We start from the raw sequence: 25,354 nt of genomic DNA on the forward strand, positions 1-25,354 counted from the left end.
GAGAAGCAACAGAAGGAGATGAAAAATAGAAGTGAAAGCAACAGCCCAATCAGATATTGAGACCGATGCAGAAGTAAACGCAAAAACAAAAGCGAACACCGGTGCAATGAGGAACAATTGGACTCCCCGTTTCAAAGAGTTCATTCAACGCAAGCCCAAGACGCTGGCTTTTAAAATCCCGTTTGCTTACTTTGTCATCATTCTGCTAACGGTGGCATTCAGTGCATTGGTGTTGAATCGAATCTCGGAAAGTGATGCGCAGCGAAAGATCAATGAGGCATCATTGCAGACGATAACATCCATTGAGACCAACGTTAATCTGATGATCGAGAACGTGAACAATTATTCGAAAATGATTTTCTCCGATCCCAACTTGCAGAACCTGCTGCGGCAGGGCAATGTGTACTCCAATTTACAGACACAGTCCAAGGTCAGCGCGTATTTGACCAATCTTATGCAAACGGTTCCAATTATCGATTCAGTATATATTTACGATAATTCGGGGCACCGATTTTCGGTTGGTACACAGGAATGGCCCACGTTTATGGAAGCGAATGTGAAGGAAGCGCCATGGTACGAACAGGCACTGAAGCACAACGGACGATATCTGCTCAGGCTGAATGGTGGCAACAACGACAGCGGAGTCTCGACGCCGGTGGAGAATGATGGGCAAGAGGTGGTTTCGTTTATTCGCCTCATTCGGGATTTGGATGATACGTCTCCGCTTGGATTTCTGGTCATGAACATCAAAGGCAAATCAATCGCTCAGGCCTATGCCAACCTGTCTGCACCGGATTCATTTCAGGTGGCCATTCTAGATGAGCATCAGCGGGTGATCGCAACCAACGCTACCGATGGAAAGAAGGCCGTGCCTACTGTATCCGGCGAATCCATATCTGTGGCTTCTGGACAGGAAGGGATGCACGAGATGTTAGAGGCCAATCAGGCCAAGTTAAAACAAACATTTCAAGAGCAATCCTCCGGCTTCATCACCTTGCAATCGGGTGGTCAGGAATATGCGGTTACCTATCGTTCGTCTGGTGATGATCAGTGGAAATTCATCAGCATGAGCCCATACCAGGCTACCGATACCCGCAATAAATCCATGGTGCTGCTTGCGCTGATCCTACTGGCGGTAAACGGGACTGTCTTTTTTGTCAGTTCATTCATCATCTCACGCAGCGTCATTAAGCCGATTCACAAGCTGCTTCGTGCCATGCAGAAAGCGCCAAGCGGCAACTTCCGCAAAGTGACGGTTGAGCTGAACAGCTACGAGTTCGCACAGCTATATGGCGGATACAACCAAATGATTGAGCAGATTGACCAGATGTTGAAACGCATCATTCAGGAGCAGCAGACGATCCGCCGAGCAGAGCTGAATACACTTCAGGCGCAGATCAAGCCGCATTTTCTATACAACACACTTGATTCCATTACCTCCCTGGCAATGTCGGGTATGAACGATAAGGTATGTGAGCTGTTAGAAGCACTTGGAAGTTACTATCGGCTGAGTGTCAGCAAAGGCCGTGAACTGATTACGCTGCACGAAGAGGTTGAGATTGTACGCAATTATCTGACGATCCAGCAGGTACGATACCCCGGTGTATTTGAGGTGCAGTACGATATTGCTCCAGATTGTGAGCGCGTGATGATTCCCAAGCTTGTGCTCCAGCCGCTGGTGGAAAATTCGCTATATCATGGCATACGCCCTAAAAGCAGTCCAGGCACGATACGCATTCAAGCTCGTCGATCCAAGGAAGGGGTACTTCTAACGATCACTGACGACGGAGTCGGCATGTCCGAGGAAGAAGTGCAGCAGGTTCAACGCACAGAAATGAACAGGTCTAATCGCTCGAACTCATCTAACCCATCTAACTCTTCTAATACCTCTAATCCTACCTATAACGCTAAACACAATTCAAGCTTTGGCTTATGGGGGACGATGGAGCGGCTTCGCATTTTTTATGACAGAGAAGATGGACTCAAGCTGCAGAGCGAGGTTGGAAAAGGAACAACCATTATCATAACGATCCCGAAGGGAGCCGATGAATCATGGAATTAACTGTGGAACCATTAAAGGTATTGATAGTGGATGATGAGTACCTCATCCGAAATCTGCTGCGTATGCGTATCGATTGGGAGCAGCAAGGCATGAGCATCATTGGCGAGGCCTCCGATGCTGCAGAGGCTTTGGAACAGGTCGAGCTGTTGCGCCCGGACATCGTGTTCACGGACATATACATGCCAAAGATGGACGGTATTGAACTGAGCGGCATCCTCATGGAGCGTTACCCGAACATAAAAATCGTGGTTGTGACGGGACATGATGAATTTGAATATGCTCGTCAGAGTGTGAAGCTGGGCATATCCGATTTTATTTTGAAACCCATCCGTGCTTCTGAGTTATTACAGGTTACGACGAAGCTGCGAGTGGCAATCGAGCAGGAGATGGGGCGTGAGTACGAGCTGATGAAGCTGCGGGAGGAGATGAAGCAGAGTTTGCCTTATCTCAGGGAGAGGTTTGTAAATCAATGGTTAAGTGATGTGATGCCTGAGGATGAACTACAAGAGAAGGCGCGATTCTTCGGCATTCCCATCTCGTCTGGTGAACCAGGATCACGCATCGCAGTAATGGAGGTGGAGGTTGCTGTACCGCAAGCGAAGATAGCTGCACCAGAGGTATATCCACATCTGTCCGAACCATATCACCAAACACCCCAAACATACCAAGTACAACGAGGGCCTCAGCAACAACAACATCAACACGTTCAGCCCCAATTAAGCCAGCATCAGACAGAAGCTGATCCACATACTGCCGAGGAAATACATATTCTGCTGCGAATGGTAGGGATGAAGCAGGTGCAGGCTTTTTATCCCCAGGATTCGCAAACCATTATCGTCATGGACCCGCATAACCGGATAGTTGTGCTCTCACTTGGTGCGGATACGGAATTTGCCGTTCAGGTACAGCAGCTTCAGGAAGAACTTCAACATACGCTTAAGCTCGAAGGGTGTGAAGTTGATGTGACCGTAGGGATTGGGCAATGGCAATCAGGATGGGGAAGGGCCTGTGTGGGATACCGGGAAGCTTGTCGTGCACTTGATTATCAGGCGTTTGTGGGAAAAAATCAGGTCATTTGCTTCGAGGATCTGGTCATCGAAGGCGGAAAAAGGCGGTACCACTCGGATGCTCAGCTGCTCCAACAACTGCAATTTTACGTCAGTGTTGGTGCGGGGGAAGAAGCCGTATTGTTGCTGGAGCGTATGCTGTCTGTGCCGTTCTCGGACGTTTCACAGTTTCGGATGGCAGCCATGGATGTGGTTACGGAGTGCCAGCGTGCTGCCATAGAGCAACAGCTTGAGGGAGAGTACGCATTGAACAAAGAGGCCGTTGCGGCCATTTTTACAGCAGGTCATCTGCCTGAACTAAAAAGCATGCTGGAGCAGCATGTCCGCACGGTATCGGATGTCATACAAGCCAAACGACAGGCCAAAGAAGGTAATCTGATCGACCGAGTGATGGCTTATCTTGAAGAGAACATGGGCAATGCGGAAGTGGGACTTTCCAGCACCGCGGCTGCTTTTTACGTAAGTTCGGGCCATCTGGGGCGGCTGATGAAAAAAGAAACCGGGCAGACATTTGTGGAATATATGACACAGCTTCGTATGAGAAAGGCCGAAACGCTGCTGAAGCAGACCGATTTAAAGGGGTATGAGATCGGGCAGCAGGTAGGCATCCCGGACCCGCATTATTTCAGCGTCTTGTTCAAAAAAAATATCGGTCGGTCCATGAACGAGTATCGGAATGTAAAAACCTGAAAAACGAGAATGTAAACCCCACACTACCAGTTCCAATTCCACATATGTTCGAATTTTACAAATCGATGCCTGTTTTCTAAATGGAGAACAACGCACGGTTCGCCTAAAATATGGGCTAGAACGAACTAAAACACATAGGGAGGTCCATAGATATGAAAGCGCTATTAAAAAAATCGGCAAGTCTAATTCTGACTCTGGGAATTGTAATCAGTCTGGCGGCATGTTCATCCGGTTCGTCCGGTGGTGCACAGGGGGAGAGCGATGGCAAGATCAAGCTGACGCTGTGGGATCAATCGGTCGGCAATACCGATCCTTCGGCCAAGCTGCTGCCCGAGATTGTTGAGAAATGGAACAGCGAGCATCCGGACATCCAGGTTGAACGTACGGGCACGACAGGAGAACAGTACAAAACCAAAGTTAAAACATCGATTGCAGCTGGTGAAGCGCCAGACCTGTTCTATGGCATGGGTGGCGGCAGCTTCATGCAGCCGTACATCAAATCCGGCAATGTGCTGGAAATCTCAAGTTACCTGACGGACGATATCAAAGAACGAATGGGCCCGGGAATGGCTGAGGCCATTAATATGGACGGCAAAATCTACACATTGCCCGTGTACACACATATCGCCAACCTTTACGTGAATACAGAACTGTTCGAGCAAGCGGGTGCCAAGATTCCGACCACCTATAACGAACTGCTGGATGCAGTCACCAAGCTGAAAGCGGCGGGGATCACCCCGGCTGTGATTGGAGAGAAGGATCGCTGGCCGGGCATGTACTGGTACGACATTATTGCGATGCGTCAGGCAGGAAATGCAGCGGTGATGGAAGCCTTTAAAGATCCGTCGAAGTGGGATTCACCGGACTTTGTTGCCGCCGCGACTAAAATGCAGCAGCTTGCACAAGCAGGAGCGTTCAACAGCAGCATGTTCAGCATGAGCTATGACGAGATGCTGGGGGCATTTAATGCAGGCAACGGGGCGATGATGTTCCAGGCCAACTGGGTGAATGCAGGCATTGAGGACCCGTCCTCCGCAGTTAAAGGCAAAGTGAAAGTGATTCCGTTCCCGGTGTTTGAGGATGGTAAAGGTACAAATACCGAAATCTTTGGCGGAGCCGTCGATGGTTTCTACATCAACCAGAATACCAAACATCCGAAGGAAGCCGTGGAATTCCTCATGTATCTGAGTGAGCAGCTTGGTACGCAAGGTTTCCTGGCTGGAGCGGGTCTGCCAAGCTGGAAAACCGATGCACTCGACACATCCAGCCTGTCCTCCCTTGATCTGTCTGCGGCGGATATTATGAAAACGGCGACCTCATTCATTGCGTGGTGGGATAACATTCTGCCTGCGGAGTCTGCCGAAGCGCACAAAAACTTGATTGCCCAGCTGCTTGCCGGCGATGTAACACCGGAGGAGTTCTGCAAACAGATGGCACAGCTCAAACCAACAGAGCTGAGCCTGTAGGTCGCGCAGGTTAATATGTGCGCAACTGTAATCCTTACATGTGTACGCTTGTGAGCTTGCCAAGCTGAAGCCTGCTAACAATGAAGATGAACCCAAACAAGGCGTGGTCCGGAATATCCCGGTCACGCCTTTGAGAGGAGAACAACAATGAACTCTGTATTTTCCAATAAAGGCACGATCGCCGTCTTTGTACTGCCCACCCTGCTTCTGTTCTGCGGAATCGTGCTTATTCCGATCTTTGTCTCCAGTTATTACAGTCTGCTGGACTGGAACGGCGTAGGCAGGGGTACATTTATCGGCCTGGACAACTATGTAGAGATGTTTAAGGATACCCGGGTGCTGAATTCGATCAAAAACTCCCTGTTATTCGCGGGTGCTTCGGTGTTCATTCAACTGCCGATCTCGCTGGTGCTCGCACTGATTCTGGCGTCCGACGTCAAGGGGGAAGGTTTCTACCGGACCGTATATTTCATCCCGGTGTTGATCTCAACGGTGGTTATTGCCCAGTTGTGGTCAAAAATCTACAATGCCGATTACGGCCTGCTGAACGTGCTGCTGCAAAGTATCGGCTTATCCAGCCTGGCACAGGACTGGCTGGGGCAGAAGGACACCGCGCTGGCGGCATCTTTTATTCCAACCTTGTGGCAGTACGTGGGGTATCACATGCTGCTGATGTATGCAGGTGCGAAGTCCGTGTCTCAGGATGTGCTCGAAGCGGCTCGAATGGATGGTGCTTCCCGTATTCGGACGGCGTGGTCCATTATGATCCCGCTGATGAAGCCCATTCTGAAGGTAAGCCTTGTTTTTTCGGTCATCGGTGCATTCAAGGTGTTTGACCTGATCTATGTGCTGACAGGTGGCGGGCCATTTTACACAACTGAAGTGCCAAGCACGCTGATGTACGCTACCATTTTTGATACGTTCCGGTACGGATATGGCAGTGCGATCTCGGTCTTTATTATTGTGGAGTGTCTGGTGTGTACGATCCTCATTAATTCATTGTTCAAAACGGAGTAGAGGGAGGTGAAAGGCATGAGTACCGTAGAAGTCATGTTGCAAAAAAAGCCCAAGCCAAGGTCCATCTCCGGACCGATCGGGAGAGTGTTCCTGCAAGCGTTTCTGATCCTCGTTGCGATTGTGCAGATCTACCCGCTCATATGGCTGGCGCTGTTTTCCCTGAAGGATAATAGTGAGATCTTCAGCGGTGATGTGGCCGGGTTGCCCAAAGCGTTTCTGTGGAGCAACTACACCAAAGCAATGTCCGACGGCCATGTGCTGACCTATTTTATGAATAGTGTGCTGGTTACTGCGGCCTCCATTGTCTTGGTACTGATCCTGTCCTCCATGACGGGATACGCAATTACAAGAATGAACTGGAAGCTCAGCGGGTTGACGATGACGATCATTTTGCTGGGCATGATGGTGCCGATTCATGCGGCGCTGCTGCCATTGTTTATTATTTTGAAGAATCTGAGCCTGCTCAACAGTTACTGGTCTCTGATCATTCCCTATGTGGCATTTGGCATTCCGATGGCGGTATTCATTCTGGGCAGTTTTTTCAAAGGTATCCCAAGAGAGATGGAGGAGTCGGCGGTTATCGACGGCTGCGGCATATACCGGACGTTTTCCTCCATTATCCTGCCTCTGGTAACCCCGGCTATATCAACGGTAGCCATCTTCACATTTCTGTCCTGCTGGAATGAGCTGATGTTTGCAGTTACGTTTATCAATAACACGGCTTACCAGACGTTGACGGTGGGCATGATGTCGATGGTGGGAACGTACATTACGCAATGGGGTATCATTGGTGCTGGACTGATGATTACGACGGTGCCAACGGTGGTCATCTATCTGCTGCTGAACAAACAGGTGCAGAAGAGTATGATCGCAGGTGCGATCAAAGGATAGCTGGAGGCTGGACTGGAGAGCGTGGCGGTAGAAAGGGCCTGCTGCTTGCTCGTTAGACTCTCTTTCTGGTAGATATCGGCTTGATTCGGGATTTCGCAAAGTGTGATCTCTGGACTAGACCGGAGCCTGTGGTCATGGAATAATAGGGGGGTATGTAGCCAGGCAGTTGCAGAGAGGGGTCATTATTTATGGTCAATACCGCAATGGTAGTGCAGGAGTCTGTTCGGGAAAAGGTTGTGGCTTTCACGTTTGATGATGGGCCGCATCCGGTCTATACACCTCAAGTGCTTGAGATATTCCGCCGTGCAGGTGGGCAGGCGACGTTTTTCATGATTGGCCAAGAGATGGAGAACCACCCGGAGATTGCGGCGGAGGTGCATCGTGAAGGGCATGAGATTGCCAACCATACATACACACATCCGAATTTGACTGAGCTGACGCTGGAGGAAGCTGGCGAAGAGCTGCAACGCGCGGAAAATCTTGTTCAAAAAGTTACGGGGCAACCTGCCCGATGCTTCCGCCCGCCGTATTTTGGCGTAAACGATGATATACTGTCTCTGGCAGCGGAGCGTGGATATCGCACGATTGGTGCGGTCAACGGTGATGCGAAGGATTGGGACAATCCCGGTGTTGAGCATATTCTGGAGCATACCCGGTCTGTGGTGAAACCTGGCAGCGTGCTCATATTCCATGACGGGTACGGGGAGCGTTCCCAGACGGTGGAGGCGGTTGGTGTGCTGGTGGAGGAACTGGTCGCAGAAGGGTACCGTCTGGTGACGGTGAGTGAGTTGTTAGACATTTCTCGTGATCATGATATAAAGACGACATAATTAAGTGGACCCATCATTCTTTGAATGACAGGGTCTTTTTTTAATATATATAATACATAGGAAGAATGAAGTGGAGGCACAAACTTTGCTTGCCCTCTCAAACTACTTTATAATAATAGGCTAAACTAGATTATGTCAGGAGGAAACAATGGACTTTATCAGAAATCAACTAGAAGAACTCGGCATGAGTGGACCCTCCATTGGTTATCTTTCAAACATCATTATGATTATTTTTATAGCAGTGATCTCGATATTGGCGAATGTGATTGCCAAGCGAGTGGTACTGAAGACGGTCCATCGTATCGTAAGTAACAACCGTTTCAAGTGGGGCCATATTGTGGTTCAGAAAAATTTATTTCAGAAGCTGTCGCATCTTGTGCCAGCCATTATAATCTATTATTCTGCTTATATTTTCTCGCCCTATCAGGCCATAATTGAAAAATCAGCAATGACCTATATGATTGTTATCATGATTACGGTTCTGAATGCTCTGCTGAATGTCTTCGATGATATCTATCGTACCTATGAGGTGTCGAAGATTCGCCCAATCAAGAGTTACATTCAGGTAGCCAAGATTGTCCTGTTCATTATCGGGGGCATCATCGTCATCTCCAGCCTGATTGGACAGAACCCGCTCATTATCCTTAGTGGACTTGGGGCGTTATCGGCGGTATTAATGCTCGTATTCAAAGACTCAATCCTGGGCCTCGTGGCCGGTGTACAGCTATCGTCAAACGATATGGTGCGTGTTGGTGACTGGATCGAGATGCCAAAGTATAATGCGGACGGTGACGTCATCGACATTACTTTGAATACGGTAAAGGTTATGAATTTTGATAAAACGATTACGATGATTCCAAGCTACGCCCTCATTTCGGATTCGTTCCGTAACTGGAGAGGCATGCAGGTGTCCGGCGGCAGAAGGATTAAGCGGAGTATCTATATTGATATCAGCAGTATCCGTTTTTGTACGGAAGAGATGGTGGCTGAATTTGAGAAAATCCACTACCTGACTGATTATGTCACGGAAAAATTAAAGGAAATTCAAGCATACAATATGGAGCACGAGGTGAATACCGAAAGCAACGTGAACGGCAGACAACTGACAAATGTCGGTGTATTCCGGGAATATATCCATCAATATTTGAGGAATCATCCAAAAATCAATAAAGATATGACGATGATTGTGCGACAATTAGCACCGGAAGATCGCGGGCTGCCTCTGGAAATCTATGCATTCAGCAATGATATTAACTGGGGTGTATATGAGAACGTTCAGGCGGATATCTTTGACCATATTTTCGCGGTGGCGTCAACATTTGGACTACGGGCCTTCCAGAATCCAACCGGACATGACATTGTGCAACTGAAAGAGGATAAGCAATATGCGCGAGAGTACTAAGAAGATTTATTAAAATAGATGTGACGGCCACCATATTGGTGGTCGTTTTTACGTTTGGATGCCCTCCATTTCGGCCACGGGTGAGGATATGTGGAGTCTTAACAAGTTGGCTAATTTTAAAATCACAGGAACACATCCAAGTGCTTTATTTATGAGACTGACGGTCAGTTCATGGGATAGGGTTCAGTGCAAGATAACAAAACAGAATGTCTGCAAAAACAAGTAGACAATATGTATTTCTTTACATTATAATCTAATTAATTCCATATTTTGAAAGGGGTGATTTGGAGCTTTTTCTGATCAGGCGTGTCTATGAACGAGGGAAAAGCATGAAGTCTCTTTGGCGTGTTAACTTTTCAAAAGAAATGGAGGGAGAATGAAATGAAGAAAACATTGTATTCTGCTATTATGATAACGCTTTTATCAGGATCGATTGTGGGTACGGCCTTGGCGGATAATTACGAGTCGAATGACACTTTGAGCAGCGCGTATAAAATCCCAACGCAAACGGTGGCCACTCCCTACGGTCCGGCTTACTGGGGTGGAAGTGCTTGGTCTTATCTATCTTCTCCGACAGATGTAGACTACTTTACATTCAGAGGGCATGGCAAATCTGTCGTGCTGGGTTCTCCTTCCGGCTATGATTACGATCTGTACGCCTATGACAGCGCTGGAAATTTGGTTGCTTCTTCTACGAATACGTCAGGAGCGGATACAGTTCTTGTCGACTACAATAATGTATATTTTAAAGTGATAAGCAAAGATGGACGATACAGCGATACCGATGCTTACAGCGTAACCTTTTATAAAAGGGATGTCTGGGTGCCGTGACCAGCTCGTGAGAGTAAAAAACGTTAGGTATCGTAGACTTTAATGCTTCCGTCTCATGAATAGGAACTCTACCGCCTCAATGAGGTAGTAGAGTTTTATTTATTCAAGCCAATGGTCTGGAAGAATGGGTTACGATATCCCCCACTTGAGTGCATTGGAAAATTTAATGGAGGTGAGTGCCGTGGCACGTGTATTAGTTGTGATGATCCCTGCAGAAGGCCATATCAATCCGTCGCTTGGATTAATCAAGGAGTTGATAGAGAGCGGAGATGAGGTCGTCTATTGTTGTACCGAAAAATACCGGACGAAGATTGAAGCGTTAGGCGCACAATTTAAGGCCTATTCCTTCAACGAGGCAACCCTGCTCAACAACCCTGGTATGAAGCCATTTGAACTCAAGCATCCTTACCAATTTTTATATATGATATTGGCAAAAGTTATTCAACGGTTTATTCCAGATGTTCTGAATCTGATCGAACATGAAACCTACGATTATATCATTTTTGACTCCATCATAGGCTGGGGAGGACAAATTCTAGGTGAGAAGCTAGGTATACCAACGGTATGCTCAACCAGCACCTTTGTTTTTGTGGAGCCTCTTGGGTCAGACAAACAACTGAATGATGATACGGAGGAGGTCAAGGAGCTATATAACAGCATCGTGGAAGTGTCCCAGCAAATAGCTTCCCAGTTCGATGTGGCTGTACCTTCCCTGGCGGAACTTTCAGGGCATTCAGGACAACTGAAGATTGTCTATACAAGTCGTTATTTTCAACCCATGGGGGACAAGCTGGACGACAGCTTTGTGTTCACCGGCCCATCCATTATCCCACGCAAGGATGCGCCAGCTTTTGCAAATGAATCTCTGCATGCTCTTTATAAGCAGGTCGTTTATATTTCGATGGGAACCATTTTAAATAAAGATCTTGAGTTTTATAAGCTTTGCTTTACGGCCTTTCGTGATTTGCCTGTGCAGTTTATCTTGTCTTCTGGGAAGGATACCGATTTGGAGCCCATTGCTGATCTCATTCCTGACAATTTCATCATAAGACCCTATGTCCCTCAACTGGAAGTGTTGCAGTGTGTAGATGCTTTTCTGACACATGCAGGCATGAACAGTACCAGCGAAGCTTTGTATTACAATGTACCGTTAATCATGCTTCCGTTAACATCGGATCAGCCGCGTGTAGCAGGCCGGGTACAGGAGTTGGGAGCAGGGGTCATCGTAGACAAAAATAACCTTACACCCGATGTGCTTAGAAACGCAGTCTTAGAAGTGCTCGGTAATGCCTCCTACAAGGAGCATGCTGAGGTTATTGGGGAAACGTTACGCGATGCTGGCGGGTATAAGCAGGCTGTTATGGCCATTAAGAACTTTATAGGCAATCAGCCGTTATCGGCCACGCCCATCTCTTCGTTTGAATGAAAAGGAGACTGCCTTTCATGAGAGCAAGACGAGAAAGCCGTCACCCGCCTAAAACGGAGTGGTGACTTCCAATTGATTCAAGCGCGTATGGAGGGGTAGATAAACGGAGAGGGGCATTATTTTTACCATATTGTTCGTATACCTTTTGCAAAGGAGAGTCTTCAGATGAATCATCAAATTCCGGAATATACATTGAACGATGGCTTGAAAGTGCCTGCAATTGGATTTGGTACCTATAGTTTAAAAGGTGAAGAAGGTGTTAAATCGATCGCGTCCGCAATGGATGCGGGTTATCGATTAATTGATACGGCGTATAACTATGAGAATGAGGCAACGGTGGGCAGAGCAATCAAACAAAGCTCCATCGCCAGAGAAGAACTGCTCATTTCCTCGAAGTTGCCCGGGCGTTATCACGCTCATGATAAAGCACTTGTGGCGATCCAGGAATCCCTGTACAGAGCGGATCTGGATTATTACGACCTGTATCTGATTCACTGGCCCAATCCGAAAAAGGACATGTATGTCGAGGCATGGCAAGCACTGATCGAAGCCAAAAAACGTGGATATATCCGATCCATTGGAGTCAGCAACTTCCTGCCTGAGCACAATGAACGGCTGATTAAGGAAACGGGGATAGCGCCGAGTCTGAATCAGATTGAGCTGCATCCGTTCTTTGACCAAGCCGATCAGCGGGAACAGGATACAAAGCATGGCATCGTGAACGAATCCTGGAGTCCGATTGGACGTGGCAATGATGCCGTACAGGATGTTCTGAAGGATGAGAACATTCTTCGGATTGCGGAAACGCATGGCAAAACGCCAACCCAGATCATTCTGCGCTGGCATGTTCAGCTGGGTTCCATTCCCATTCCGAAAGCCGGCTCCTTGCAGCATCAACAGGAAAATATCGATATATTCGATTTTGAGTTGAGCACAGAAGAGATGCAGGTCATCTCTGCATTTAATCGTCCGGATGGACGGTTATGGGATCAGGACCCAAGCGAGTACGAAGAATTTTAAAGAACGACAAATGAAGGGCTGCTCTCATGTCAGATATGACAGGAGGCAGCCCTTTATTGCTTTATTGTTGAAGCATATTAAACAATGTTGCAGTTTTTCATGTTGCGTAATTTCTGTTTACTGTTCAGCAGGGATACGGAAGGTCAGAATCTCATACGGTTTGATATCAAAAGAAATTCGACCATTTTCCACGGCGCATTCCGCTTCGTTATTCTCGAGCAAATCACACGCGTACGCCGTAGCACCTGCTCCCTCAGGCAATTGCAGGGAAGCACGGCTGCGGCGGCCATGTGCTTCGTAGACTCGGATGATCATATCATCGTTGTTCTCGGCTTTTTTGATAACCTCCAGCACGACATTATCCTGATCGACCGATGCAATTGACCATGTTCCCGGCAACGTACCGGTTTGCGGACTTACTTCACGGGCAACCAGCGGACGGTTGAGATCATAAGCAGCTTGGATGACACGTCCTTCACGGAAGTCGCCCTGATGCGGATAGAGCGCGTAGGTGAATACGTGCTGCTCTTTGTCGGCATTTTCATTCGGGTACGTTGCGCTCTTGATCAGCGACAGTCGCATCACCGAGTTATGAATATCATATCCGTATTTGCAGTCGTTCAGCAGAGCAGCACCGTACCCGTTCTCCGCCAGATCGGCCCACTTCTGCCCGCATACTTCAAACCGGGCCTGATCCCAGCTCGTATTACGGTGGGTAGCACGCTCAACGTTGCCGTACTGGATTTCGTAGACGGCCTTTTCACTCCAGATATCCAGCGGGAAAGCGGCTTTCAGCAGCAAATGCTCCTGCTTCCAATCCACAAACGTACGGAAATCAATCCGGCGCGTGTGCGCATAGAAGATGATCGTCTGCTCAATGACCGAGTCCAGGAACTGTCGCTTCACTTGAAGCACGGAACGTACCGGCCCACTTTCAACCCACTCCAGCGACTGCAGGTCATTAATCTCCCACATATGCTGTTCATAATAATCGTCAATGTTCCATGCCTCGTATTCCGCAGGTCGATCCTCGAACACTTGCAACACGTTACCACGCTTGCCAGACTGGAGCAGCTCACGGCCCTCCAGCTTGTCCCATACGGATGTGAACTCGGCACTTTCATTCATGTGAATATCGTACCAAGGTGTGTGGATATGGCGCCGATCTGCTTCCCACTGTGCAACCGAAACTCCCGCGACAAGCTCGTCTGTTAGATCTGGTGTGATTCGGAAAGATTTATACCCGGATGCAGGCACGTTCTCTGCAAGGAACACGAGGCCTCCCTCGGGAGTCCGCTGGCTTGGTACAGGGCGATCTCCATCATAGACGGTTACTTTTCTCGCAAAGGCAGGCAGTTCAACCACATCCGTCCGTACAAATCCGGTCGTGTTGAATACTACAATGGCTTCGCCATCAGATGTAATTTGGCTTGCAATGCCGTTCAGCGCACTGTCTTTCAGCTCATCCGTGACACGCAGAACTTCTTCATATTGCTCCTTGGAATCCACATATACCTGCTCAATGGAGCTGCCCGGGAGAATATCATGGAACTGGTTCAGCATCGTCAGCTTCCATGCATGCTCCAGTGCATCGGTTGGATAGGCCGCCTGTGCATTCGCCTGACGATGAATCATGGCATACAGCTCGGCATCGGCCAGCGCAAATTCACTATGACGGTTGTACCGTTTGTTGCGCGCCATGGAAGTGTAGGTCCCCCGGTGATACTCCAGATACAGCTCACCCGACCAGCGAGGAACGGAAGGAACATCAGCCAGATTTTGCTCCAGCTTCTCGAAAAACTCGCGTACAAAGGTACGTTTCACCGCAGGTACACCCGGCAATCCGACATCAAGTCGTCTGCCATGCTCCAGCATCTCTTCGGTGGGTCCACCGCCGCCATCTCCGAATCCGAAACATTGCAGGACATCTGCATTGATGTTTTTGTTATGGTATCGCTGCCACGTGCCTTTCACTTGCGAAGCATTAAACCGTCCATTATAGGTCGTTTCGAAGCGGCGCTGCCTGAAATCAGGATGTTTATCATAGTCTGTTGCTGTGATGAAATGGGTCAGTACCTCTGATCCGTCGATTCCTCGCCAGTACATCGTGTCGTTTGGAATCTGGTTTGTATCATTCCAGGCAATTTTGGTTGTCATAAAATAATCAATGCCGCTCTTGCGCATAATCTGCGGCATCGCTGCACTATAACCAAATACATCCGGCAGCCAGAGCACACGGTTCTCTACGCCGAATTCTTCCTTGAAGAAACGTTTCCCGTATATAATCTGACGGATCATAGATTCACCCGAGATCAAGTTACAATCAGCCTCCAGCCACATTGAACCTTCCGCTTCCCAGCGGCCTTCGGCCACCTTTTCCTTAATTTTCTCATATAGGGATGGGTAGTCTGCTTTCAAGTACGCATACAGCTGGGGCTGAGAGGACATGAAGGTATACTCTGGGAACTTGTCCATAAGATACAATACACTCGCGAAGCTACGAATGACCTTCTCCCGAGTCTGATCCAGCGTCCACAGCCATGCCACATCGATATGCGTGTGTCCGATACAGTGCACGGTAGGGATGTGATCACCGGCAGGGCGGATATCACCATAGACATGATCTTGCAGATATCGGCGCGCTTCCAGTACCGATGCATGGAATTCTGAGCTGTTTTCCTGGCGCAAATCCAGCAGATTCACGGCTTTATTCAGATGTTCGACTAACTTCAGCCGCTCCAGATCATCCTCACGCAGCAGATCCGCTGCATCCAGCGCAGCCTTGAGATCATAATACAAATCGGAGACTTGCTGATGATGCTCGGCGATATATACATTTAGAAAAACATCCGCTGCAGACGTACTGCAATACGCGTATAATGCCAACTCAAACTCTTCGCCCTTCCCCGCAGATGGAGTCAGGTCAATCTCCGTATGGTTCACGTCGAGGCCGCAAATCAATTCCCCATTGAGGAATGCCAGAAATTGCGGATTATCGTAATTCCAGATATCATCAGCACCGGTAACGATGGCACAAACGACCTTTTTTCCTTCCATATGATCCGGGATGCGAATCTTGGTTTTGAAGCAGCTGTGTACATCTTTACCACCCCAGCCATCACCCTTACGAAATACGTTCCAGGAGGAAGGGTCCTCATGCACCAGTTCCCAGGAGTGGTAACCACTTTCTTTATGATAAAGCTCCGGTATATATGTCTTTGAGGTCAGTCGTGCACGTTCCAAGTGTTTAACAATGGTATGGATCCGAGTATACAAGGAATTCATTTTCATGTTGGTTTCCCACCTTGGTTTGTAGTAAGTACAGGCTGTAGTCGTTGTTGGGGCAAAAATACTGCAAGCGCTAACATATTAACTCTATCATAACAAAAGAGAAATGGGCGAAACTACGTATTGTATGCTGAAAATAACGTCTTTTTATTGCATTTCATGCTAAAATAAAATCATTAGAATCAGGATAGGGGGCATGTCCATGACACCATCGGTTTTGGCATACGAGCAGGGATATGCGATCCATGTGAACCAGCCTGGAGATTCGCTTTTTTATCATCTGGATTATGACGAGCGCTCCCATGAACTGAATATGGAATTTCAGCATTTCCATGATTACTATGAAATCTGTATCCTTCTGGATCGCACAGCTGCGCACATCATTGAAGGCAGTTTATATGAGATCCAGCCTCTGGATATCGTTCTGTTGCGGCCTTCTTTGCTGCATAAAACGCAATATCCGAAGGGTGCTCCGCCTAAACGATTGATGATCACCTTTGCCATGCCACGTAATACACCTGGTCTTGAGAGCGGTTACACAGAGCTGTTTTCGATTTTTAATAAACCGGTCCCGATATTCCGATTTACAGAAGAAAGACGCAAGGAAGTCCTCGCGCCGATTAATGATATTTTTGCTATATCGCAGCAGCCTTCTGTCCTTCAATCGGTTATGATTCATAGCAAGTTCGTGGAGTTTCTCTGTGCTCTTCATCGTTACTCACCAGAGAACGGGTATGTGCGTGAAGAGACTGGATCAACGATGTCCAGGCGCATGTATGCCATTGCCTCTTATATTCACAGCCATTATCAGCAGGATTTATCTTTGGACGAGGTATCCAGGCGTTTTTATGTAAGTGCCCATCACTTGTCTCGCCAATTCAATAAGGTTACTGGCTTCACCTTCACGGAGTATGTGCAGATGACCCGTATTCGGAATGCCCAGCAATTGCTGCTGAATTCGAGTGAGAAAATCACAGATATTGCTGCACAGTGTGGGTTCACAAGCTTTTCCCAGTTCAATCGCATCTTCAACAAACAGAACGGAATGTCACCAAGTGCATATCGCCGAAGCAGACATTCGCAGAGAGAGCGTGAAGTTATGCTTGTGGGTGAGAGACCTGAACCACTTGGGAGCCTAGAGTGAGAGGGACGAGGAAAGTGATGGACAGACCTAAAATCTACTTAACATGTTACTCTTTTCTGAATAGAAGCTTTTTATAAAAGAAAGAATAGAGAAGAGAAATGGTATATTGTTTGGTCCATATATTTACGATTCAGCTAGGGACAAACCGCCATCATACATCCGATATACTTTGTCACAATATTCAAGCATACGCTCATCATGGGTAACCATAATGGCCGCCTTTTGGCGTGATTTCACTTCTTGCGCGATTAGACTAACCACTTCATGGGCTCGTTTGGTATCCAAACTGGCGGTTGGTTCATCGGCTAAGATGATGTTGGGATTATTCATTAAAGAACGAGCAATGGCTGTCCGTTGTTTCTCACCACCGGATAACTCTTCGGGAAAACTTTTTAACTTCAAACCCAGCCCCAGTTCTTCCAGCAGCTTGGTGGCAAATGCCTTATCCTCTTTTTTAATCGTCCCCGCCATCCTTTTTACAACTAGCAGTTGATCCAGGACATTTAGATAGGGAACTAGATTTGAAGATTGCATAATAAATCCAACTTCTTGCAGCCTTATATTAGATAACTCTTTCTCCGTAAGCTTCGAAATATGATTTCCGTTTAGTTGAATATCTCCTTCGGAGGCTTTCAGCATGGCCCCAGCAATAGATAAGAATGTACTTTTACCAGAACCAGAAGGTCCAACTACAGCAACAAACTCCCCCGGTTCCACGGATATGGATACATGATCAAGCGCGGTGATCCGATTGTTTCCTTCGGCATAATACATGGTGACTTCCCGCATGTGCAGTCCCTTACTCATTATTCAACCCTCCCGAGCGCCTTAAGCGGATCAATCTTAGTAATTTTACGAACAGATACCAGTGAACTTAACATAGCAATAACCAGCAAGATAATAGAATAATTGAAGACAAGACTGGTTTCCAGCTTAAATGGCATTCCTTTTGGCATAATTGCTGCTGTCCCATAAGTTAGCAAGATTCCAACAACAATACTAGTCAGCGAAAGTACAAACACTTGCGAGATAATGGCTTTTCCCAAGAAACGGTTACTAGCGCCTATCGCTTTCATAATGCCAAACTGGTTGGTTTTTTGCATCGTAATGACATAGAAGAATACCCCGAGTACAAATGCAGAGATCGCAAGCAGAAATGCAAGCATCATTAGAATCGTACCGTTCTCTTCTTTGTATCCTGGCATTCCTTGTACAGCTGCTGCTCGAGTAACTGTATCTGTGCTGGATAACTCTTTATTTATAGCTTCTGGATCAATATTCTCGCCTTGTAACATGATCGCATTAACCGGTCCGGCAATTCCTTTATCTGAACCTGGAGCCGCGAAGGCAATCTTCCGCCATTCAGCCATTGGGGTAAATACGGATGCAACGTGGTTATACGTCTGATTCTCCACATATCCGATAATTGTCAAGGATTCAGTCGTTCCATCCAGTTGAAACGTGTCCCCAAGTTGATAGCCCTCATCTTTCATGGTTGAATTCACCACGACACCCGTAGGGTTCTCGGAAGACAGGCTTTCACCTTCTACAATAGCTGGTTCCAAAAAGCTTCCTGGGTCAATTCCTATAATCGCTATATCTACCTTATCTTCATTCTTGGTGCTATTCTCTTTCAGTGCCGTTGCCATCGTACTTCCCATGGGTGATGCAGCATCCACATTAGGAAGTTGTTCCGCCTTCGCCACCAGTTGATCTGACAGCAGTGACTTGCTCATGGAAGACTGAGCTCCTTCTTCAAAGATGACATAATCAGCCTTCATGGTCTTGAATGTTGATGCGGCTAGCGTAGATAATCCATTTCCCAGACCGGATAAAATAAATACCAACCAAGCCATTAGTACGAAGATAATGATAATCATCAAAAACTTCATTTTATTATGCATTAACTCCTTCATCGCTAAAAACATGATCTGTTCAACTCCTTCTCTATCTTTCTTTGACACATGTGTCAATTTAGATGCGCGGCCACGCGGTCTTCATTATTAAACGATATAAATGACACTTGTGTCAAATTAAAACCAAGAATAAAGTTAGCTCTTGGCTCCTCCGATCCACATTTGGAACAGCAGCTTTCCCCAATCAGGCGTAGGGATATTTAGCATATTAGGCGTATTAATTAAGTTAAAAAAAACACCAATAAGTACAGGTAGAGGAATATCTTGTCGCAGGGCTTGATCCTGCTGAGCGCGTTCAAACAAGCGTGATAATTGAATTTTTAGGGTCCTATGTGCTTCCTCAATAAATTCAAGATCTCTCGCTGCCGCAGCAGAATTAGTTGTATTAATTTTACTGGCATCTCCCAGAAGTTGATGGAGCGTAGATTCTTCTGCGTAGATCAGAAGCAGTTGCTCAAGAGCATCCATTGGATCAGTCTCATCAATGGCTAATGAATTCTCTAGTACGGTTGCAATTGATCGCTTCATACAAGCAGCGACGATCTCTTCTTTATTCGCGTAATATTGATATATCGTGCTCCGGGCTCCGGACAGATGCTGTGAGAGCAACTTGAGATGAAAACCGTCATAGCCATGCTCAAGTACTAATTTTTTAGTTGTGTCCAGTAGCTCTGTTTCAGTAAAAGATTGTTTTCGTCCCATTAAATCTCTTCCTTTTTATCATTTAAAGTCGGTGTGAACTTCACGTAATCGATGTGTACTGCAGGTCTGTAGAAGTTCCTCACTTTACTTGCTTATTATGATCAGTTTAGCATATGTTTGATGGCCATAATACCAACCAAGACTATTGTTCTGGATAAATGGGCGGACGATATACAAAAAGGCAAACCCTTGAACTTACAGAGGGTTTGCCTTTTTCCTTCTATTTATTGAATACCGAATATATACCGATACGAATACAATTGATCTTACGATCAGACTCACGCATGTACCGAATGAATCTTGATGTTATCCCTGATCCTTCGGCGCCAGCTCAATAGCAGAGCGGATGGCAGCCAACATGCTTTTATCATCGGCGATATTTTTGCCAGCGATATCAAAGGCCGTACCGTGGTCAACAGACGTACGGATGATACCGCCTTTCAGACCAACGGTGATGTTCACGCCTTCCTCAATGCCCATTACTTTGATCGGCGCATGGCCTTGGTCGTGGTAGCAAGCTACGACGATATCGAAGTCGCCGCGACCAGCGCGGAAGAAGAGTGTGTCCGCCGGGAGTGGACCAACGACGTTAATGCCTTCCTGCTGTGCACGCTCAATGCCGGGCTGCAGTTTCTCTTCTTCTTCTCCATTACCGAACAAGCCGTTCTCTCCAGCATGAGGATTGATTCCGCATACGGCAACGCGCGGATTCTCAAAGCCTGCTTTTTTCAACGTATCATGAGCAAGCTTCACGACGGTGTAGGTTCTTTCCGGGTTAATACTTGCAATGGCATCGATCAGACCCATGTGTGTTGTCAGGTGAATAACGCGCAGATTAGGCGTAGTCAGCATCATCGAGAAGTCCTGCGTATCCGTCAGGTCAGCCAGAATCTCGGTGTGCCCCGGATACAGGTGCCCCCCTTGATGGAGAGCTTCTTTATTCAAAGGTGCGGTGCAGATGGAGTGAATCTGCTGTTTTTTGGCAAGATCAATGGCTTTGGCGAGAAACTGGAATGCTGCATCTCCAGCCACGGCAGATACTTTACCATATTCCAGATCCGCAGGAACGAGGTTCAGATCAATCACATCCACTGTACCGAATTCATACTTGGCTTCAGAAGGCTCTTGAATCGCGTTTACGTTCAGACTTGAGCCGATGACAGGCAACACACGCTCCAGTATCTTCGCATCACCGATAACGAGTGGATTGCACTGATCGTACATTTCTTGATGACCCAGTGCTTTCATAATAATCTCCGGTCCAATACCTGCTGCGTCGCCCATCGTAATTCCAATTGTAGGTTTCATACGAGAATACCCCCTTTTAATTTTTGAATCGCATGGATAAAGACATCCGGTTTACCGAATCCGCCTGCTTTGGTAATCACATACAGATCATCAATCCCTATAAACTTGGAGATCGGCACGCCGATTTCAAGCTCATCCAGCAGCTCGAAGCCGCTAATATTCCATTTCAGACAGATTTGTTTTGCCGTATCGCCACCGGTCATGGATACCCCTTTGAAAAGTCCCTCTTCCAGCAGTCTGGCACAGATCTCACCCATCGCAAGTACAATCTCGTTGCTGACTTCCGTGTGATTGAGACCACGAATTTCGCCCGTTGCTCGTGCCAGTTCGATATCCACCTGTTCAGCGGTGGAGTAGAGGACAACATCTTGTCCTTCCAGCGCTTTGTCTCGAACCTCGTTATAGACACGTTCCATCTCTTCCGCGCGGTCTGCGGTTGCGGATACCGCTTTGAAAGAATGGAAGGAGACTGAAGCTACGCGGGACTTGCGCATCAAGCGATGCAGCTGCTCTCGGGAGTTTTTGTTCACACTGCCAACCACCGTTAGGATTGGACCGGGATTCTCCGGGATATCAAGTGACGCAGCCCTGGATTCCAACTCGTAATGTGCGGGGAGGTAATTGGCAATGCCCGCCGAACCTGCCCAAGTAAAGGTATACTCCAACTCGCGAGTCATCTGCAGAATCAGTTCCAGATGTCTTTCTTCGGTGGAGTCCACCATTACATACGGGATATTCTTTGTTTTCAACTGCTCTAGCTTGGTGCGAATATGATTCTGCCCGGCTTCCAGATCGGCGACGGTGATTTCGCCAACTTCGTACTTGGTCTGTTGTTTCAACAAGTCCGGAAGGTAGGATATCGTTACAGGTGTCTTCGGATCATGGGCAATTTCAGTATCTGCCAGCGGAACGCCGTTCAGGTAATGAATTCCTTTCAATATCGTCCGGTTATTCTTTGGATAACCCGGGGCAATCATCATAAAGTCCGGCTTTACGACATCATATACAGCATCAATCTCGATGCCGATATTACCACGCATGGTGGAGTCCATTTTTTTGAAAATCGTCTCAAATCCGTTGTTCGTCAGCAATTCAGCAGCCTGATATACACGGTCATACGCTTCCTGCGAGGATAAGGAACGACTATCTGTATCAAAGACGACGGCATCGTAACGTGTAAGAGGGCCTTCATCTATATTAAAAAGAACACTGGTCTTCAAGCCGTGACGGGCAAGCTGCACCCCGCTGTCATTGGCACCGGTCAAATCATCTGCAATAATGGCTAATTTCATGCAGTCATCCCTCCTTGTAAGCACAATTTAATAAAAAGTCCGTTCAGATCATCCATTAAGCACAGATTAAGCACATTAAATCAGGTGATACCCATTTATGTGGTTGGTCGTTGATTGTATTTCTCGACTCCACCTGATTTCTCTAATCGTTTGGAGAGGAACCCGATGAAGATCGGCAACAGGATGGCTGTTGTTACAACGCTCGCTGCAATTTGCACCGTAGCAATCTCGGCAATTGGGCCAAATGAAGCATTAGCAGCCACGATGGCAGCAGGTGTACCTACGGCATTCCCGGCTGTTGAACCTTCGGAAGCACCAACGATAGGGTTCCAGCCGATGGCTTTAAAGAGCAGGAAACCGATTCCACCCGTTAATAACACGGTTAACACACCCAGTAAAATTCCGCTAAGACCACCTTGAATGATGGAGGAGAAGCTAATGTTCATACCCAGAGCAAATGCAAAGAACGGAACAAGTTTGTCACTGCCTTTATGCAGCCATTCCGCCAGATTGCGGTCCAGATTACCAATAATGACACCAACGATGAGTGGAAGCAATACCGCAACAAAGGCCATAGGGGAAAACATACCGTTTGCAAAACCCATCGCACCAAAGATGGAGAGCGCTACCATGGTCAGGAAAGGACCATCACTGAGAGCGAGGAAAGGGTAGGCTGCTTTGTCATCTTCTTTCCCGTATTGGCCGGCGAGAGCAATGTACAAACCGCCATTAGAGTTAGTCATCGCAGCAATAATGGCAAGCGGGGCCAGGCCGAGAAATAACCCATTTGAATCCGCGAACAAAATAGCGATAAAACCAAGGGCTGCACCAATCACCCATTTGAACGTGAGCAAGGTCAAACCTTTGCCGACAGAGGAACCTGCTGTTTTAAACGTAATCTGTGTACCCGCAATGAACAGGAACAGGGCAATCAAAGTACTGGCACTGTTAACAAAAAGTGCTTCCGTGAATCCGCCAATGCGCAAGGCATTCGGGAAGAATGTATTAATGGTTGCACCAAGTAACAGGGGAACGACCATCATACCGCCAGGGATGCGATCTAAAGTTGCTTTAATGTTCATAGTAGTAGCTCCTTATGAAGTAATCGTTTTTATGAAGCGCTTGCAGGGATTATATTATCCCATATCGTTTAATATAGCAACAATAAATTATTGTAAATTTTAAATACTTGGTTAACTGTTTAAAAATGCAACACATAAAAGCAATAAAAAAAGACGCAAACTTAAAGTTAATCTTTAAGTTTACGCCATAATGTGGCCCGGTTAATCCCCAGACGCTCTGCGGCCTTCGATTGATTATTATTTTCCTCCTGAAGCACAAACTGAATAACTTCCTTCTCAATCTCCTTCAACGTACCGTTCAACTTCATTGGGCTTGAAGAAGGTTGCTGATCCAGCAAGCGGGACAAGGTAGCCGTGGTGATTACATAATCTTGTTCGTTGAGTGCAGCCTGCTTGATCAGATGTTTCAGCTGGTTGACATTCATATGTGTAATCTGATCTTGGATCAGCTGTAGAGCATCTTCTTTGATTCTCACCGCAGTAGTTCCGTATTTGTGGTAGTAATCCGTCAGGAAATGCTGCATCAGTGGAGCCAGATCCTCCGGTCTATCCGCAAGATTTGGCATCATGATTGTATTAAGCTCCAGATCAAGTGACCACTGCGGGTTCAATATCTGTTCCCCGAGTATAAACACACCTATTTGGTTTTGAAGGCAACTCTGGATAAAGGCGAGCAACTCCGGATCTTCCATACGTGTTTCCATGTGGTTAATCTCTACATTTCTAACCTTGGCGAGTGGTATCTTGTGCAAATGACCGGGCGGAACTTGTGAGAGATCCATCTGTAATAAGAGTCCGCCACCGGAGTACATCTGATGAATATGTTTGACCAGAAAAGATTTACCGGAATCTGCTTCACCCCGCAGATAGATGGGTTCATGATTCTCGTAGAGTGCCCGGATGTTCTGTAATACCGCCTGCATGGCAGGGGATTCGGCAACGATAGGCTCCATCGATGCATCCGTAAACGTTGTTATGCCGAATTGTGCAAAGGCATAGGGTTGTCCTTTTTCCAGCATATATACCTTGTAGTTCTTGTTGTCCAAGGTCGTTTCATAGGCGTTAACCGTAAGTTGATAATCGTCCACCATAAACACATTTTGGATCTGGGATTGATGGAATTCCAGACTGGTATTGGTCAGATATATGTGATTATCGGTCAGCGGATTTTGCTCAAAATCGGTCAGGTTCTCAAATACAACCTCATTCCGTTCATTTAAAATAACTAAATTGGGATGTTCCCGTGTAACCAGGTCATTCAGGATGATCGATATCGCATGATTTTTGCTCAAATAACGATAGACCAACTGCGCATCCTCCATCGCTCTAAGGATGGATTCCTGGCCGGATTGGATCAACAATCCCTCCAGACCATAAGTCTTCGCGGTGTTGACGGTGATCACATCTCCGACAATCTGTCGGTACCCGGAAGCTTTCAACTCCAAGAGTAATCGTGCCACATCTTCCGAGCTATGTATGGTATAGACCTTGAGGGGCAGATCCATCAGATCAATAATCGATTGTGCACCAGAGGTGATGTTGGAGAAGCCAACAATGGCTGTTTGGCCGTTAAACTGGCTTGCTAGTGTAAGTGAACGAATCATATCATAGCCCGATAACTGCACATCAATGACGGGAATGGTCACTGCTTTTTTAATGAGTTGGGCGGTTCCGCCGCGGCTGATGATAATCTCTGCACCGTTTTTCTCAGCTTGAGTTGCTAATTCCACACCGTTCGCCAAGTCGCCCACGTCCGTCTGAATGGTTAACTGGGGAAAGCGAGGAATGCACTCTTGTATAATAGGAATCATCGATTCGTAGGGAGCAATAAAGTGAACTCGTGTACGCATAATTTTCCTGCCTTTATAGAAAACTTTGATCCCCTTATTATAGCCAACTTGCGAAGGAATGGCACCTATG

The 25,354-nt window shown here is 47.1% G+C and carries 19 protein-coding genes; 11 read left to right on the plus strand and 8 right to left on the minus strand.

Going from position 1 to position 25,354, the window contains the following annotated elements:
- The first annotated feature begins 31 nt into the window (after nt 1–31).
- From PAEAM_RS02080 to PAEAM_RS02125, 10 genes are all read left to right on the plus strand, one after another.
- Complete coding sequence (locus tag PAEAM_RS02080) at nt 32–2,062, plus strand: cache domain-containing sensor histidine kinase (protein WP_100526445.1); 2,031 nt, start codon at nt 32–34, stop codon at nt 2,060–2,062.
- Nucleotides 2,053–3,819: a response regulator gene (locus tag PAEAM_RS02085; RefSeq protein ID WP_100526446.1), complete on the plus strand. Its 1,767-nt coding sequence runs from the start codon at nt 2,053–2,055 to the stop codon at nt 3,817–3,819. The genes PAEAM_RS02080 and PAEAM_RS02085 overlap by 10 nt, the downstream gene beginning before the upstream one ends.
- Nucleotides 3,820–3,971: 152 nt before the next feature.
- On the plus strand, nt 3,972–5,285 hold the full coding sequence (locus PAEAM_RS02090) for an extracellular solute-binding protein (RefSeq protein WP_100526447.1): 1,314 nt from the start codon (nt 3,972–3,974) through the stop codon (nt 5,283–5,285).
- Between the two features lie 147 nt (nt 5,286–5,432).
- Nucleotides 5,433–6,302, plus strand: coding sequence for a carbohydrate ABC transporter permease (locus PAEAM_RS02095; protein ID WP_100526448.1), 870 nt, complete (start codon nt 5,433–5,435; stop codon nt 6,300–6,302).
- A gap of 15 nt (nt 6,303–6,317) precedes the next feature.
- The gene (locus PAEAM_RS02100) at nt 6,318–7,193 is read left to right on the plus strand and encodes a carbohydrate ABC transporter permease (protein WP_207765547.1); all 876 of its coding nucleotides are present in this window, start codon (nt 6,318–6,320) and stop codon (nt 7,191–7,193) included.
- Nucleotides 7,194–7,381: 188 nt separating this feature from the next.
- Nucleotides 7,382–8,023 carry a polysaccharide deacetylase family protein gene (locus PAEAM_RS02105; RefSeq protein WP_100526449.1) on the plus strand — a complete coding sequence of 214 codons (642 nt, stop codon included), beginning with the start codon at nt 7,382–7,384 and terminating at the stop codon, nt 8,021–8,023.
- A 148-nt stretch (nt 8,024–8,171) separates the two neighbouring features.
- Nucleotides 8,172–9,425, plus strand: a complete 1,254-nt coding sequence (locus PAEAM_RS02110; RefSeq protein ID WP_036616263.1) for a mechanosensitive ion channel family protein — start codon at nt 8,172–8,174, stop codon at nt 9,423–9,425.
- 381 nt (nt 9,426–9,806) lie between these two features.
- Nucleotides 9,807–10,256, plus strand: a complete 450-nt coding sequence (locus PAEAM_RS02115; protein ID WP_047841473.1) for a hypothetical protein — start codon at nt 9,807–9,809, stop codon at nt 10,254–10,256.
- A 181-nt stretch (nt 10,257–10,437) separates the two neighbouring features.
- Nucleotides 10,438–11,682, plus strand: coding sequence for a macrolide family glycosyltransferase (locus PAEAM_RS02120; RefSeq protein WP_100526450.1), 1,245 nt, complete (start codon nt 10,438–10,440; stop codon nt 11,680–11,682).
- 165 nt (nt 11,683–11,847) lie between these two features.
- A complete protein-coding gene (locus PAEAM_RS02125) occupies nt 11,848–12,702 on the plus strand; it encodes an aldo/keto reductase (protein ID WP_100526451.1) in 855 nt (284 codons plus the stop codon).
- 117 nt (nt 12,703–12,819) lie between these two features.
- Here the strand turns inward: PAEAM_RS02125 and PAEAM_RS02130 are convergent, their stop codons facing one another.
- Nucleotides 12,820–15,993 carry an alpha-mannosidase gene (locus tag PAEAM_RS02130; RefSeq protein ID WP_100526452.1) on the minus strand — a complete coding sequence of 1,058 codons (3,174 nt, stop codon included), beginning with the start codon at nt 15,991–15,993 and terminating at the stop codon, nt 12,820–12,822.
- A 199-nt stretch (nt 15,994–16,192) separates the two neighbouring features.
- On the opposite strand from PAEAM_RS02130, the gene PAEAM_RS02135 reads away from it, so the two are divergent.
- Complete coding sequence (locus tag PAEAM_RS02135; protein WP_100526453.1) at nt 16,193–17,134, plus strand: AraC family transcriptional regulator; 942 nt, start codon at nt 16,193–16,195, stop codon at nt 17,132–17,134.
- Between the two features lie 123 nt (nt 17,135–17,257).
- Here the strand turns inward: PAEAM_RS02135 and PAEAM_RS02140 are convergent, their stop codons facing one another.
- From PAEAM_RS02140 to PAEAM_RS02170, 7 genes are all read right to left on the minus strand, one after another.
- Nucleotides 17,258–17,941, minus strand: coding sequence for an ABC transporter ATP-binding protein (locus PAEAM_RS02140; RefSeq protein ID WP_076320062.1), 684 nt, complete (start codon nt 17,939–17,941; stop codon nt 17,258–17,260).
- Entirely contained in the window at nt 17,941–19,062 is a 1,122-nt protein-coding gene (locus PAEAM_RS02145) for an ABC transporter permease (RefSeq protein ID WP_100526454.1), read from the minus strand. The genes PAEAM_RS02140 and PAEAM_RS02145 overlap by 1 nt, the downstream gene beginning before the upstream one ends.
- Nucleotides 19,063–19,185: 123 nt before the next feature.
- The gene (locus PAEAM_RS02150) at nt 19,186–19,752 is read right to left on the minus strand and encodes a TetR/AcrR family transcriptional regulator (protein ID WP_100526455.1); all 567 of its coding nucleotides are present in this window, start codon (nt 19,750–19,752) and stop codon (nt 19,186–19,188) included.
- Nucleotides 19,753–20,058: 306 nt separating this feature from the next.
- Complete coding sequence (gene pdxA, locus PAEAM_RS02155) at nt 20,059–21,060, minus strand: 4-hydroxythreonine-4-phosphate dehydrogenase PdxA (protein WP_017691213.1); 1,002 nt, start codon at nt 21,058–21,060, stop codon at nt 20,059–20,061.
- Nucleotides 21,057–22,352, minus strand: coding sequence for a four-carbon acid sugar kinase family protein (locus PAEAM_RS02160; protein ID WP_100526456.1), 1,296 nt, complete (start codon nt 22,350–22,352; stop codon nt 21,057–21,059). Before PAEAM_RS02160 ends, pdxA begins: the two co-directional genes overlap by 4 nt.
- 95 nt (nt 22,353–22,447) lie before the next feature.
- Nucleotides 22,448–23,434 (minus strand): 2-keto-3-deoxygluconate permease, encoded by a 987-nt coding sequence (locus PAEAM_RS02165; RefSeq protein ID WP_036616292.1) that lies wholly within the window; start codon nt 23,432–23,434, stop codon nt 22,448–22,450.
- 167 nt (nt 23,435–23,601) lie between these two features.
- Complete coding sequence (locus PAEAM_RS02170; protein ID WP_036616294.1) at nt 23,602–25,284, minus strand: sigma-54-dependent transcriptional regulator; 1,683 nt, start codon at nt 25,282–25,284, stop codon at nt 23,602–23,604.
- Between the last annotated feature and the right edge of the window lie 70 nt (nt 25,285–25,354).

Origin of the sequence: Paenibacillus sp. GM1FR, assembly GCF_002803315.1 — a bacterium.
GTDB classification, from domain to species: Bacteria; Bacillota; Bacilli; order Paenibacillales; family Paenibacillaceae; genus Paenibacillus; species Paenibacillus amylolyticus.